The sequence below is a fragment of the Methylobacterium sp. Leaf466 genome (assembly GCF_001425565.1).
GTDB lineage: Bacteria > Pseudomonadota > Alphaproteobacteria > Rhizobiales > Beijerinckiaceae > Methylobacterium.
The window spans coordinates 112112-125328 of sequence record NZ_LMRC01000002.1; the positions used below are offsets into that span (position 1 = coordinate 112112).

The 13217-nt window shown below is 72.2% G+C and carries 13 protein-coding genes and 2 pseudogenes; 8 read left to right on the top strand and 7 right to left on the bottom strand.

Annotated elements, in window-relative coordinates:
* Positions 1-2 precede the first annotated feature (2 nt).
* The gene (locus ASG59_RS02590; RefSeq protein WP_055888809.1) at positions 3-1061 is read left to right on the top strand and encodes a polysaccharide deacetylase family protein; all 1059 of its coding nucleotides are present in this window, start codon (positions 3-5) and stop codon (positions 1059-1061) included.
* A gap of 5 nt (positions 1062-1066) precedes the next feature.
* Here ASG59_RS02590 and ASG59_RS02595 read toward each other — a convergent pair whose 3' ends face one another.
* Both ASG59_RS02595 and ASG59_RS02600 read right to left on the bottom strand, forming a co-directional pair.
* Entirely contained in the window at positions 1067-1486 is a 420-nt protein-coding gene (locus tag ASG59_RS02595; protein WP_056285950.1) for a hypothetical protein, read from the bottom strand.
* A gap of 164 nt (positions 1487-1650) precedes the next feature.
* Complete coding sequence (locus ASG59_RS02600; RefSeq protein ID WP_055888814.1) at positions 1651-1869, bottom strand: DUF2842 domain-containing protein; 219 nt, start codon at positions 1867-1869, stop codon at positions 1651-1653.
* Positions 1870-2048: 179 nt separating this feature from the next.
* Here ASG59_RS02600 and ASG59_RS02605 point away from each other — a divergent pair, with 179 nt between their 5' ends.
* The 3 genes from ASG59_RS02605 to ASG59_RS02610 all read left to right on the top strand — a co-directional run bounded on the left by ASG59_RS02605 (position 2049) and on the right by ASG59_RS02610 (position 4402).
* Complete coding sequence (locus tag ASG59_RS02605) at positions 2049-3170, top strand: COX15/CtaA family protein (RefSeq protein ID WP_056406847.1); 1122 nt, start codon at positions 2049-2051, stop codon at positions 3168-3170.
* A 179-nt stretch (positions 3171-3349) separates the two neighbouring features.
* Positions 3350-3520 (top strand): hypothetical protein, encoded by a 171-nt coding sequence (locus ASG59_RS20235; RefSeq protein ID WP_156387804.1) that lies wholly within the window; start codon positions 3350-3352, stop codon positions 3518-3520.
* Positions 3521-3721: 201 nt separating this feature from the next.
* Positions 3722-4402, top strand: coding sequence for a hemolysin III family protein (locus ASG59_RS02610; protein ID WP_055888818.1), 681 nt, complete (start codon positions 3722-3724; stop codon positions 4400-4402).
* A 19-nt stretch (positions 4403-4421) separates the two neighbouring features.
* Here ASG59_RS02610 and pucL read toward each other — a convergent pair whose 3' ends face one another.
* The 3 genes and pseudogenes from pucL to ASG59_RS02625 form a co-directional block, all read right to left on the bottom strand.
* The gene (gene pucL, locus ASG59_RS02615; RefSeq protein ID WP_056406849.1) at positions 4422-5270 is read right to left on the bottom strand and encodes a factor-independent urate hydroxylase; all 849 of its coding nucleotides are present in this window, start codon (positions 5268-5270) and stop codon (positions 4422-4424) included.
* 38 nt (positions 5271-5308) lie between these two features.
* Positions 5309-5564, bottom strand: a pseudogene (locus ASG59_RS02620) (purine permease); the annotation flags it as partial.
* Positions 5565-5984: 420 nt separating this feature from the next.
* Positions 5985-6779: a hypothetical protein gene (locus tag ASG59_RS02625; RefSeq protein WP_056406854.1), complete on the bottom strand. Its 795-nt coding sequence runs from the start codon at positions 6777-6779 to the stop codon at positions 5985-5987.
* A gap of 177 nt (positions 6780-6956) precedes the next feature.
* Between ASG59_RS02625 and uraD the strand changes: the two genes are divergently transcribed.
* Together uraD and ASG59_RS02635 are read left to right on the top strand one after the other, a co-directional pair.
* Positions 6957-7841: a 2-oxo-4-hydroxy-4-carboxy-5-ureidoimidazoline decarboxylase gene (gene uraD, locus ASG59_RS02630; RefSeq protein ID WP_056406855.1), complete on the top strand. Its 885-nt coding sequence runs from the start codon at positions 6957-6959 to the stop codon at positions 7839-7841.
* A 5-nt stretch (positions 7842-7846) separates the two neighbouring features.
* Positions 7847-9073 (top strand): allantoate amidohydrolase, encoded by a 1227-nt coding sequence (locus ASG59_RS02635; RefSeq protein ID WP_056406857.1) that lies wholly within the window; start codon positions 7847-7849, stop codon positions 9071-9073.
* 216 nt (positions 9074-9289) lie between these two features.
* On the opposite strand, the gene ASG59_RS02640 is transcribed toward ASG59_RS02635, so the two are convergent.
* Together ASG59_RS02640 and ASG59_RS02645 are read right to left on the bottom strand one after the other, a co-directional pair.
* On the bottom strand, positions 9290-10654 hold the full coding sequence (locus ASG59_RS02640) for an 8-oxoguanine deaminase (RefSeq protein ID WP_056406858.1): 1365 nt from the start codon (positions 10652-10654) through the stop codon (positions 9290-9292).
* 56 nt (positions 10655-10710) lie between these two features.
* Positions 10711-11502, bottom strand: a complete 792-nt coding sequence (locus tag ASG59_RS02645; protein ID WP_082528591.1) for a hypothetical protein — start codon at positions 11500-11502, stop codon at positions 10711-10713.
* A gap of 486 nt (positions 11503-11988) precedes the next feature.
* Here ASG59_RS02645 and ASG59_RS02650 point away from each other — a divergent pair, with 486 nt between their 5' ends.
* Together ASG59_RS02650 and ASG59_RS21145 are read left to right on the top strand one after the other, a co-directional pair.
* On the top strand, positions 11989-12711 hold the full coding sequence (locus ASG59_RS02650; protein ID WP_056406860.1) for a GntR family transcriptional regulator: 723 nt from the start codon (positions 11989-11991) through the stop codon (positions 12709-12711).
* Positions 12712-12894: 183 nt separating this feature from the next.
* Positions 12895-13125 (top strand): annotated as a pseudogene (locus tag ASG59_RS21145) (isochorismatase family protein); the annotation flags it as partial.
* Positions 13126-13217 lie beyond the last annotated feature (92 nt).

Below are 13217 nucleotides of genomic sequence, written 5' to 3' on the forward strand. Positions count from 1 at the left end.
CGATGACCGCATCCCGCCACCGCCTGCTGGCGGCCGGCTTTCGCGCCATCGCCGCGACGGGCGCCGACCGCTGGCTGCGCCCGCTCGCCCGCGGCGCCGGCGTGATCCTGACCTTCCACCACGTCCGCCCCGAGCCGCCGGGGGCCTATGCACCCAACCGCCTCCTGACGATCACGCCGGACTTCCTCGACAGGGTGCTGGTGCGGCTGGAGGCGGAGGGGTTCGCCATCGTCGGCCTCGACGCGGTGCCGGAACGGCTCGCCGCCGGTGGCGGCCCCTTCGCGGTCCTGACCTTCGACGACGGTTATCGCGACACGCGCGATCACGCCGCCCCGGTGCTGGCACGCCACGGGGCGCCCTGGACCCTGTTCGTCACCAGCGACTTCGCGGACGGGCGGGGACGGCTGTGGTGGATCGAGCTCGAACGCGCCATCGCGCGCCTCGACCGGGTCCGGCTGGCCGGCGACGACCGGGACGCGACAGGCCTCGACCTGCCGGCACGGAACGCCGACGAGAAGACGGCCGCCTTCGAGGCGGTCTATCGCCGCCTGCGCGCGGGCCCCGAGGACAGGCTGCTCGACCGGATCGCGGCGCTCTGCGCCGAGGCGGGAATCGCGGCCGGTTCCGCGGCCGGCGACCTCTGCCTGTCCTGGCCCGAGCTGTCACGCCTGTCCGAGGACCCGGCGGTGACCGTCGGCGCGCATACGGTGAGCCACCCGATGCTGGCCAAGCACCCGGAGCGGCGCGCGGCCTTCGAGATCGGGGAGGGGCGCGACCGCATCGCGGCGCGGCTGGGAAGGCCGGTGCGACACCTCTCCTACCCGGTCGGCGACAGGACCTCGGCGGGAGGACGCGAGTTCGCCATCGCCCGCGACCTCGGCTTCGCCACCGCGGTGACGACCCGGCCGGGCCATCTGTTCGCGGGCCACGCCCGGCACCTGCACGCGCTGCCGCGGGTCTCGGTCAACGGCTGGCACCAGAACGAGGCGGCGTTGCAGGCCCTGCTCTCGGGCGTGCCTTTCCTGGCCTGGAACCGCGGCCGGCGCCTCGACGTGACGTGAGGGTTTCAGCGTCGGCGACGAAAGCGGCGATACGACCGGTTCTCGCCGCCGCCCACCGAGAAGGTCGCGCTCTGGCGTCCGCCCCGCGCATACGACCCGCGCCGGTGGCGCCGGCCACGCCGGGCCTCGGGCGCGGCCTCGTCGGCAGACGACCCCGCCGTGGCCACGGCGGGCGGCATCGCCGGCGGCATGGCGGTGATGGCCGTTCCGGTGGAGGCCGCCCCTTCGCTCGGCGCGGCGGCGCCTCCGGCCACGTTCCGGGCGGCCGGCCCGAACATCGACAGGCACTGGTTGTAGGCGAGGTCGTTCTTGAGCCGCTCGCAGTCGGAGGCCGAGCGCGGGCCGGCCTGCGCCGCGACCGGGTGATGGAGCACCGGCACGAGGACGAGGGCGAGGACGACGGGAAACGGGCTGAGACGAGGCATGAAGCGGTGGAGCGACCTTCGGGAACGACCCGGCGCGAGGGGATCGCGTCGCCACCGCGACGTCCCCGGCCGTGCGAGGTCCTGTTGCGAGACCGTCGGGCGCCCCCTCTGCCGGGGGAGTAAGGCGAAATCCCGGCGCGGCCCCGAGCCGGACCGTCGGCGTCCTACGGGCTCGGATCGGCGTCCGGGCGCTCCATCCAGCGGATCACCGGCATCAGCGGGAAGATCCAGGCGATGCCGAGGATGCAATAGAGCACCGTCTGCACCGGGGCCGGGGTCTGCGAGATGCGGCTGTCGGCCAGCGCCATGGCCAAAGGCGCATAGACGATCACGAACCCGAGGATCGCGACCGTGCCAATCAGGGTGCGGGTGCGGCGGCGCATCGGGCTGTTCCTACCGTCGGAATCGAGGACGGCTCCTGCCTAGAACCCGACGCGGGCAGTGGCAACGTCGCCCGCCGCCGCATCCCGGGTGCGGCACCGCCGGACGTTGCCGGCCGGACGCGGGCTCCTTAACTGGCGACCCATAGGCTCGGCCCCCATGTCAGACGAGATCCCGCGCGATGATCCTGAGCGAGGCGTCCACCGCACACACGCCCGGCCGGTACCGGGGCGTGCGCGCCTGGCTCATCCTGCTGGCCGCCCTCGTGGTCTGCATGGTGGCCGTGGGCGGCGCCACGCGGATGACCGGATCGGGCCTCTCGATCACCGAGTGGCGGCCGGTGACCGGCGCGGTGCCCCCGCTCTCGGCGGAGGCCTGGGCGGCGGAATTCGACAAGTACAAGGGCACCCCCCAGTACCAGATCCTCAACCAGGGCATGGGCATCGCCGACTTCAAGGTGATCTATGCCTGGGAGTGGGGCCACCGCATGCTCGGCCGCGTCCTCGGCCTGGTCTTCTTCCTGCCGCTGGCCTGGTTCTGGTGGCGCGGCGCCCTCGACCGCCGCCTCGGCCTCGGCCTCCTCGCCCTGGGCGCGCTCGGCGGGCTGCAGGGTGCGATCGGCTGGATCATGGTCGCCTCCGGCCTCCAGCCCGGCATGACGGCGGTGGCGCCCCTGAAGCTCACCTTGCACCTGACCACGGCCAGCCTGATCCTGGGGGTGCTGGTCTGGCTCGCCACCGGCCTGCGGCAGCGGGCGCCGGAGCCGGCACCGGCGGGCCTGCGCAACGGCGCCTATGCGGTGGCCGCCCTGGTCCTGGTCCAGATCGCGCTCGGCGGCCTCGTGGCGGGCTCGCGCGCCGGCCTCGTCTACAACACCTGGCCGACCATGGACGGCCTGTTCGTTCCGCCGCTGTCCATGCTGTTCGCGGTGACGCCCTGGTTCGAGAACTTCGTCGACAACGTCACCCTCGTGCAGTTCGACCACCGCATCGCGGCCTATCTCCTCCTCGCCCTCGCCTTCGTCCATGCCATCGACGCGACGTGGCGCAGGCCCGGCACCGGCATCGCCCGCCGGGCCTGGGCCGTGGCCGGCCTCGTCCTCGCGCAGGCCGTCCTCGGCGTGACGACGCTGCTGTTGGCGGTGCCCCTCTGGGCGGGCCTGTCCCACCAGGTCTTTGCGATGGTGGTGCTGATCATGGCCGTCGTCCATGCCCGGCTCACCGTGGCCCAGGCGGCGAGGCCGGTCCCGACCGGTGCGGCGAGCCCCGCCTTCGGGTTCGAGTATCTCGGCGCCGCACGATAATGCAGATGATGAAGATCGCCGCCTAATCCTGCAGGATACCGCGGCTTTTCGGATCTTTCGGCGTCTCGACGAATCGTGAGTGCCGCAGCGCACACACTTATCGCAACGCGGCGAACCGACCGGACACGACGGCGTTCCTCCCCCACTCGGCCACAACCGGACCGGATGGAGAACAGCCTTTGAAGACCGTCGAACCGAACCGGGATACCGCCGCCGAGGGTCGCCACGTCCGCCCGACGAAGTCTCGCGAGCGGCTGTCGCGCCGCGCCGCGATCGCCCTGACGGGCATGCTCGGGGTCGCCTGGGCGGCCGTCATCCTCAGCCGCTATCCCACGCTCATCGCGGGCTAGGCTCGGCGCCGCCAGGCGGCGACATCTGCGCTCCGTAGGGCGCGCTTCACCATGACGCGGGTTTATCCGCCGGCTGTCCCGTCCCGCGTAGTCCGACGCCGGAACGGGGTCGCGCCCTCCACGGTTAAGCTCCTACCACGCGACGGCCGGGGGTTAAGCCTCGCCGTCGCGGATCGCGGTGGCGACAGGGAAGGCTCCACGATGTTCCTGGCGGAAGACGGTCGTCCCGCGGACCTGAAATGGAATTACACCCGCGGGGAGACCCTCGCGGACGGGGCGATCCACGTCATCGGCGTGACCCTGGGTCTGGCCGGAGCCATTGCCGTCGTGATGCTGGCGGCCATGGAGCCGCTGGGCTGGGCCGGGTGGGCCGCCGTGGTGGTCTATGCCGCCGCGCTGGTGTCGATGCTGGGGGTCTCGGCCACCTACAACATGTGGCCGGTGGGCCGGCGCAAGTGGATGCTACGCCGGGCCGACCATGCCCTGATCTACCTGATGATCGCGGGCACCTACACGCCCCTCGTCACCCTCGTGGGCACCGGTTCCTCGGCATGGGCGCTGCTCGCCGCGATCTGGCTGGTGGCGGGCGTCGGCATCGCCCTCAAGCTCCTGATGCCGGGGCGCTTCGACCGGGTCGCCATCGGCCTCTACCTGATGCTCGGCTGGAGCGGCGTGCTCGCCTACGACTCGATCATCGCGGTGCTCACCCCGGACGCCCTCCGGCTGCTCGCCGCCGGCGGACTGCTCTACTCCTTCGGGGTGGTGTTCCACGTCTGGCGCAGCCTGCCCTACCAGAACGCGATCTGGCACGCCTTCGTCCTGGCCGCCACCGCCTGCCACTACGGTACGGTGCTGCTCACCGTGGTCGACACGCGGGTCTGAAGCCCAAGTCACACGGCGCTCACACCTCGGTCGACCGCCCCACCGTCGCCTCGATTTGCCCGTGCGGCTCGTCGGTGGGCAGGAACACCCGCCCGTCGCTGGCGAGGCCGAAGGGCGAGAGGTCGATCGGGATGTAGTGCTTGTTGGGCATGGCGAACCGGATCTCGGCGATCTCGGGGATCGCCGCCAGCACCGCCTCGCCCATCCGGTACATGCTGTCCTGCACGCTCGGACTGTAGGTGGTGCCGAACACCGCAACGAGGATCGCGAGCACCCGCGCGTTGGTGGCGACGGTTTCGGCGGGGACGTCGGACCATGTCCAGGTCGCGTCCATGCTGGTGGCGGCGATGCGATCGCTCGTGTCGGCCAAGGTACGGTAGCCGTCGTCGACGAAATTTGCCCAGCCCGACTGCGTGGTCTTCATGAAGGTGTAGCCGCGCAGGCCCGATTGCAGCACCGAGCCGGCGCGGTCGGCCACCAGCTTGACGTAGCCGACCCCGTTCCCGTCGAGGGTGAAGGTGTGGCCGTGCGGCGTGCCGGAAACGGCATGGCGCAGCCAGCGGGTCTCGCGCGCCTCCACCGAGATCTCGGAGACCTGCGGGTAGGTGTCCAGGAACACCTGCGCCACATGGCCGGCGAAGGCTTCCGCCTCGGCCTCCACGTGCTTGGCCGCCGTGACGTTGACGATGTTCTTGACGCTGTCGGTGGCGACGCAGGTGCGGTTGTCGCCGTCCGTCCAGGCGCGGTCGAAGGCGCCGGTCATGAGGACCTCGAGGGTGAGCTCGCGCGGGGTGTGGTGGTCGCCGTCGCGGGCGAGCCGCATCACCCGCACCCGTCCCTTGCCGTATCGCGACGCCGTCAGTGCCATCGTCGGTTCCTCGTTCGATCGGTCGGTCGCCCTCGGGCCTACGCGGCATGGACGACGCGGCTCCGCTCCGCCCGGGCCGAGGCGGTGTCGCCCAGCCCATCGAAGAACAGGGTGAGGACGACGGCGCAGATCGCGGCGAGCAGGATGCCGGATTCGAGCAGCGGATGCAGCATCTGCTTGAACAAGTTCGGCGCCACCAGCGGGATCAGGCCGAAGCCCACCGAGACCGCAACGATGAAGAGGTTGTTGCGGTTGGCCGCGATAATCCACCGCGCCGAGGATGCGCGCGCCGGTGACCCCGAAGAGGCCGATGTGCCACGAGCCTGCTCGGGCGCCAGCCCCAACGCCCGCCCGACGATGAGCGGCACCGCCACCGCGCCGGCATCCATCGCCAGCCCATGCTGCAGACCGAGGAGCCCGAGGGTGGCGGGGGGCACCTTCGTGATGGTGCCGGCGCCGGCGTCGGAGGGGTGAGCGCTCACGTGTCGGACCCTCCCGGCGACCCGGCCCTCCTCGCGGCGGTCGAGCAATCCCTATGCCAGGGATTCACATAACAAGCCTGGCCGCGGCGGAGCGATCCGCCGCGGCCAGGCCCTCACGCTGGCTTCCTCATCCCATTTCCGGTTGATCACTTCGTGATGCGGACATGGGCTTCGCTCAGGCGCCGCGCGGGCTCGGTGAGACGGGTCCCGCTTGATTCGAGCGGAAACCGTCTCACAGGATGAAGTCGCCCCGCGCGAGGTCGGTGGTGCCGCCCGCCAGGGTCACGTCGATCGCCATGTCGGCGGCGCCGCCGTCGACGTTGACGAAGACGGTCCAGTCGGTGCCCGAGCCGGTGGCCCAGACCGAGCCGGCGGCCGTGCTGGGACCGGTGATCGAGAAGGTGAAGTCCTGGTTGTTGGCCCGGGTCAGGTCGGCATCCATGGCGTGGAGGTCGATCTTGTCGCCCTCGGTCCGGTTGAAGTCGAAGATCTCGTCGCGGGCGCCCGCGGCCGATTCGAGGTGGTTGAAGTAGATGAAGGTGTCCGCGCCCGAGCCACCGGTCATGTCGTCGGCGCCGCGCAGGCCGATGATGCGGTCGTTGCCGCTCCCGCCGGAGATGGTGTCGTTGCCGCCGGCCACGAAGATCAGCGAGTCGCCCACGAGGTAGTCGTTGCCCTGGCCGCCGTAGATCAGGTCGTTGCCGAGCCCGGCCTCGACGCTGTCGTCGTCGAAGCCGGCGTAGACGGTGTCGTTGCCCGAGCCGAGCTGGATGGTGTCGTTGCCGGTGCCGCCGTAGACGGTGTGGCCGGCTTGGGCCGCGCTCGAGGTGGAGCCGATGTCGATGATGTCGTTGCCCCCTTGCGCGTTGATAGAGAGCGAGCGGGTGGACGGCGCCAGGAACAGCACGTCGCGGTCGTCGTCGAGGTTCTGGAAGCCGGTCCGGTCCTGGTCGTCGAAGAAGCGCTGGATCAGGTTGAGCTGCGCGCCGGTGAGCTGGGTGGTGTAATCGCGGTTGAAGTCGAACATCGCGCTCTCCTCGTGTCGGCCGGTCGGTCGACCGGCATGAGGGGACCATGCCCGGCGATCGGCGCCCCTTCCGTGATCCGGATCACACAAGCCCGAACAGGCGCCCCGTGGCGCGGAGCCTGCTAAGGGCTGGCGTCGGCGGGCGCGGCCCGGCCGTCCTCGTCATGGCGGAGCCTCATGACCCTCTCGCTCGATGCCCTGAACCGGGCCAGCCTGCCCGATTTCGTGACCGCCCTCGGGGCGGTGTTCGAGCACGCCCCCTGGGTGGCCGAGGCCGCCGCCGCCGGCCGGCCCTACGCCACGGTGGAGGCGTTGTATTCCGGCATGCGCAGGGCGGTGGAGGCGGCGCCCGAGTCCTCGCGGCTGGCGCTCCTCACCGGCCATCCCGAACTCGCCGGCCGGGCCGCGCGGGAGGGCGCCATCGCCGCCGATTCCATCGCCGAACAGGCCGCCGCCGGGCTCGACCGGCTCTCCCAGGCCGAATACGCCCGCTTCGAGGCCCTGAACGCCGCCTACCGCGAAACATTCGGGTTTCCCTTTATCCTCTGCGTCAGGCGCCACGGCCGCGCCTCGCTGCTGCGGTCGTTCGCGGCCCGGGTCGCCTCGGACGCGGCCACCGAACGCGCCACCGCGCTCACGGAGGTGTTGCGCATCGCCGCGATCCGGCTCGACGCCCTGGTGACGGGCGAGGGCCCCTTGCGGACCACCGGCCGGATCTCGACCCACGTCCTCGACACGGTGCGGGGCAGGCCCGCCGCCGGGGTCGCCGTCGACCTCCTCGAATGGGTCTCGGCCGAGGAGACGGTGCTGGTGGCGCGGGCGGTCACGAACGCGGACGGGCGCACCGACGCGCCCCTGATCGGCGGCCGGCCGGTGCCGATCGGCACCTACGAGCTGCGCTTCCACATCGGCGACCATTTTCGCAGGCTCGGCCTCGACACGGCCGAGCCGCCGTTCCTCGACGTCGTACCCCTGCGCTTCGGGGTCGCCGAGCCGGAGGGGTATTACCACGTGCCCCTGGTGGCGACGCCCTGGAGCTACCAGACCTATCGCGGGAGCTGACACCGGTGGATTTCGCCCCCCGCATCCAGGCGCGCCTCGACGCGCTGGCCGCCATCAGCGCCGAGCCCGGCGCCATCACCCGCCTCTACCTCACCCCCGAACAGGCCCGTGCCAGCGCCCTCGTCATGGGCTGGATGCGCGAGGCCGGAATGAGCGCGCGCCTCGACGCCGCCGGCAACGTGATCGGCCGCCTGGAGGGCCCGGTGCCGGGGAGCCCCGCCGTGGTGATCGGCTCGCATCTCGACACGGTGCGCGACGCCGGGCGCTACGACGGCCCCCTCGGCGTCGTCACCGGCATCGCCTGCGTCGCGGCTTTGGCGGCATCGGGCACGCGCCTGCCCTTCGCGGTGGAGGTGGTGGGTTTCGCCGACGAGGAGGGCACCCGCTTCGCCGCGACCCTGATCGGCAGCCGCGCCTTCGCCGGCACCTTCGACCCGGACAAGCTGGCCTGCCCGGACGGGCAGGGGGTCACCGTCGCGCAGGCGCTGCGGGCGGCCGGGTTCGACCCGGAGCGGTTCCACGAGGCCGCCCGCCGCCGATCCGAGATCCTCGCCTATCTCGAACTCCACATCGAGCAGGGTCCGGCCCTGGAACGGGCGGGCCTCGCCGTCGGGCTCGTCACCGCCATCAGCGGCGCCACCCGTCTGGCCGTGACCCTGGAGGGGGAGGCGGGGCACGCCGGCACCGTGGCGATGGACGGGCGGCGCGACGCCCTCGCCGGGGCCGCCGCCTGCGTCCTGGCCGTCGAGGCGCGCTGCCGCGGCGAGGCCGGATTGGTCGGCACGGTGGGGAGCCTCACCGCCAGTCCCGGCGCGGTCAACGTCATCCCCGGCCGGGTCGCCTTCAGCCTCGACCTGCGCGCCCCCGACGACGGCCAGCGTGCGGCCGCGCTCGCCGACATCGCGGCGGCCTGGCGGTCCATCGCGGCCGAGCGTGGCCTGGCCCTCGCCTGGCGCACGACCCACGACGCCCCGAGCGTGCCTTGCGACCCGGCCCTCGCCGAGCGCATCGCCGCGGCGATGGCGGCGGAGGGTCATCCGGTGTTCCGCCTACCGAGCGGGGCGGGGCACGACGGCATGGCGGTGGGGGCGCTGGCGCCGGTGGCGATGGTCTTCGTGCGCTGCCGCGGCGGCGTCAGCCACAACCCGGCCGAGTTCGCGAGCCTGCCCGACATCGAGGCGGGCGCCCGCGTCCTGCTGGCGACCGTGCGCGGGCTCGGCGCGGACGGATGACGCCCCCTTCCGTAGGTTCGAGGAGCCCGTGGAGGACCTTCGTCGGCGTGGACTTGCCGGCCACGATGGGCTTGCCGGCCAGATGGACTTGCCGGCCACGATGGACTTGCCGGCCAGATGGACTTGCCGGCCCCAATCTCGTGATCGACGGGTCGTTGGCGGCCAACAGCGGCACCGGTCCGTCGCGACCGGGCACCGGTGCCGCGGCCTCCACCCTCAGGCCGTACCGAACAGGCTATGGGCGAGGCGGGTGTGGGCCTCGCGCAGATGGCCGGTCTCGATGCCGAGCGGCTGGCCGTCGATCACCCGCCAGCGGCCGGCGACCATGACCCGGTCGGCCTTGTGGGCGCCGCACAGGACCAGCGCCGCCAGGGGATCGTGCGCGCCCGAGAACCGCAGTTCGTCGAGGGTGAAGAAGGCGAGATCCGCCTCGCGGCCCTCCTCGATCCGGCCGATGTCGGCGCGCCCGAGGCAGGCCGCCGACCCTTCCGTCGCCCAGCGCAGGGCGTCGAGATGGGTGACGCGTTCGGCCCCGTAGGTGAGGCGGTTGATCATCAGGGCGTGGCGCACGCCCTCCATCAGGTTGGAATTGTCGTTGGAGGCCGAGCCGTCGACGCCGAGCCCCACAGGGCTGCCGGCGGCCTCGAGCTCGCAGGTGCGGCACTGGCCCGACGCCAGCGTCATGTTCGAGGTCGGGCAGTGGCAGACCCCGACCCCGGCGCGCCCGAGGCGGGCGACCTCGGCGTCGTTGAAGTGGATGCCGTGGGCGAGCCAGACGCGGTTCGTCATCCAGCCGACCTCCTCGAGATAGTCGACCGGGCGCTGGCCGAACGCCTCGAGGCAGTAGCGGTCCTCGTCGAGGGTCTCGCCGAGGTGGGTGTGCAGGCGGCAGTCGTGGCGCTCGGCGAGCGCCGCGCTCTCGCGCATCAGACGCTTGGTGACGTTGAAGGGCGAACACGGGGCGAGCCCGATCTGCACCATCGCCCCGGGCCTCGTGTCGTGGAACAGGCGCAGCACGCGCTCGCTGTCCTCGAGAATGGTGTCGTCGCTTTGCGTCAGGCATTCGGGCGGCAGGCCGCCGTCCTTCACCGACAGGCTCATGGAGCCGCGGGTGACGACGGCGCGGATGCCCAGGCCGCGCGCCTCCTCGACCTGGATGTCGACGGAACTCTCCAGGCCCTTGGGGAACAGGTAGTGGTGGTCCCCGGCCGTGGTGCAGCCGGACATGAGCAGTTCGGTGTAGGCGAGCCGCGTCGCGAGGCGGAACGCCTCCGGGTCCATCTTGTCCCAGACCGTGTAGAGGGCCTGCAGCCAGGGAAACAGCGGCTTGTTGATCGCCACCGGATGGGCGCGGGTGAGCGTCTGGAAGAAGTGGTGGTGGGTGTTGACGAGGCCCGGGATCACCACGTGGCGGCCGGCCTCGACGGTCTCGTCCACCGGCGCGGCGGGGCTCGCGCCCGCGGCCACCCGCTCGACGATGCGGGTGCCCTCGACGACGATGCCGCCGCCGGCGTCCTCGGCGAGGATGGCGAGGGGGTTCCTGATCCAGGTGCGGCCCGACTTCATGCCGACGTCGTCCATCCCATCCCCCTCATGCCATCCGCGCGATGCCATCCGCGCGATGCCCTGCCGGCCCCTCAGAAGACGTGGAAGGACACGCCCGCCGGGGCGGTCGTCTCCTCGGAGCCGGGCAGCCGCGCGGCGTCGTTGCCGAACTTGTTGCGCCAATACTGGAAGCCCACGAACACGTCGACCTTGTCGGGCTGGCCGTAGACGATTCCGAGCTCGGGCATGGCGTCGAACTCGGTATCGCGGGCCGGCAGGGGCACGGTGCCGTTGCGGTTGAACTCCCTGGAGGCGTGGACCGCGAGGTCGCGGAGGCCCGCCGGCACGTCGAAGGCGACGTTCAGCCCGGCGACGACGAGGCGCTTCTCGGAACCGAAGCTGGTGTTCTTCGAGTTGAGATCGGTGCCGTAGCAGAGCGAGACGTCCTCGACGAAGCCGGGGAGGGCGAAGGCCTCGGGGCCGGTGAGCGCGTTGCCGCTCAGGGTGGCGCGGTGGAGACCGCAGGCTTCCGTCGCGCCGATGCCGGTCTGGATGTCGAGGTTCGGGAACGCGTAGCCGCTCGGTTCCTGCGAGCCGGACCGGGGGATGTCGAGGGAGACGACGTCGGTGCGGTAGGCCCCGGCGTTGGCATGGCCGATGGTGAGGACGGTCTTGGGAATGCTGCGCCCGTTCAGCGAGTTGCCCCTGGTCGCCGGGACCCCGGGCTCGCGGGAATCCATCACCCGGCGGTCGCCGACCTGGGTGTCCGAGAACAGGAAGAACGAGGACGGGACCGATGGCGGCGCGAGATCGGACGCCAGGGCCGGAACCGTGAACGGCGCCATCGCGGTGGCCATCGGAACGCAGGAAAATCGATGGGTCATCGGCCGTCCGCGGGGGGCTTGGTGGGGCCCTCTTGCCGGCACAGCAGCAACCGATATGCCAGCGGACGCGCCCGGCTCGCGGCCGGACCTCGCGCGGAACGCGCGATGCAAATCGGCGACAAGACCCCGATCCCGCCCGCGATCCTCACCGAGCCGCGACCCTCACCGAGCCGAGCCCGGACGGCAGGACCCGGCCGTCCGCTCGCCACGGGCCCACGAGCGTCTCGGAGACCGGTTCGCGCCAGGCCTGAGCGTCGTCTGCCCAGGAAAGCGGATGTCTGCCCTTCGATGCGCGCCGACGCCGGAAGGCTCCGGCGCGGTGCCCGAACGCGGGACGGCGCGGCCGGAACACCCGCCCACGTTGCGGCGGTGGCCGAAACACGGTCTAAGGGCCCCCGCGACACGCCCGCTTCCGGGCAACCGGCGCAGCGCTCCGAGAGCGGGTCGCGGCCGGATCGCGTTCCCGTCCTCCAGCCCGAGATCCCGGTGCCCGCGCCCCAGACCCGCGCCGAACGCCTGGCGGACGAGATCGCCGCCGCCATCCTCTCGGGCGACCTGCCCCCGGGGCTGCACCTCGACGAGCAGGTGCTGGCCAAGCGGTTCGGGGTGTCGCGGACCCCGGTGCGGGACGCCCTGCGCCTCCTGAGCGGCAGCGGCCTGATCGACCTGCGCCCGCGCACGGGCGCCACGGTCCGCACGATCACGGCGGAGGGGCTCGACATGCTGTTCGTCGCCACCGCCGAGATCGAGGCGACCTGCGCGCGCCTGGCCGCCCTCGGCATGACGGCCGCCGAGCGCAGCCGCCTGCGCGACCTCCACGAGGGCATGGCGCCCCTGGCCGCGGCCGGCGACCGCGACGGCTACATCACCGCCAACCAGGATTTCCACGCGCTCCTCTCCATGGGCACCCACAACAGCGTGGTGGAAGAGATCGCCCGGTCGCTGCAGCGGCGCCTGACGCCGTTCCGCCGGGCGCAGTTCCAGGCCGAGGGCCGCCTCGCGCGGTCGCACAGCGAGCACGGCGCCGTGGTGCGGGCGGTGCTGGCCCGGGATGCCGCCGCCGCCAACGCCGCCATGCTGGTCCACATGAGCATCGTCGAGGATGCGTTCGAGACCGTGGACGCAGCCCCCGCCGCGATCCGCGCCGTGGCCCGGGACCGCATCGTCCGTCCCCGCCGCGCGGAAGCGGTCGAGCGGGCGCGTCGCTGAACAGCGACCGGCGCCGACGCGACCTGCCACCGATCGATGCGGGGCGGAATACGATGTGGGCGCCGCAATCGGGACCCCTGCGGACATGATCGCGCACGGCCAGGCGATTCGCCCGGCTTCAGCCCCCGATGTGAAGGGCCCGCCAAGACCGTCACGCTCGCCGCGCAGCCCGCGCCTTCGGCCATCGATCCGGCCACCACGGCGCTGGTCGTCATCGACATGCGGCGCGACGTCATCGAGCACGGCGGCTTCGGCGAGACGCCGGTCAACGACGTCTCGCTTCTCGAGGCGGCCATCGCGCCGCGCCGCGCCGTGCTCGCGGCCGCGCGCGCCGCCGGGATGCTGGTGGCGCACACGCGGCAGGGCCATGCCCCCGACCTCTCCGATGCGCTCCCGGCCAAGCTCGAACGCGGTGAGCGGGCATCGCCGTTCAGCTGCTGTCCTCACGCAACGGGGGTCGCTCGGCATCGATTTCGCTTGGGGCCGCTCCTGCGACGACAGCCGCC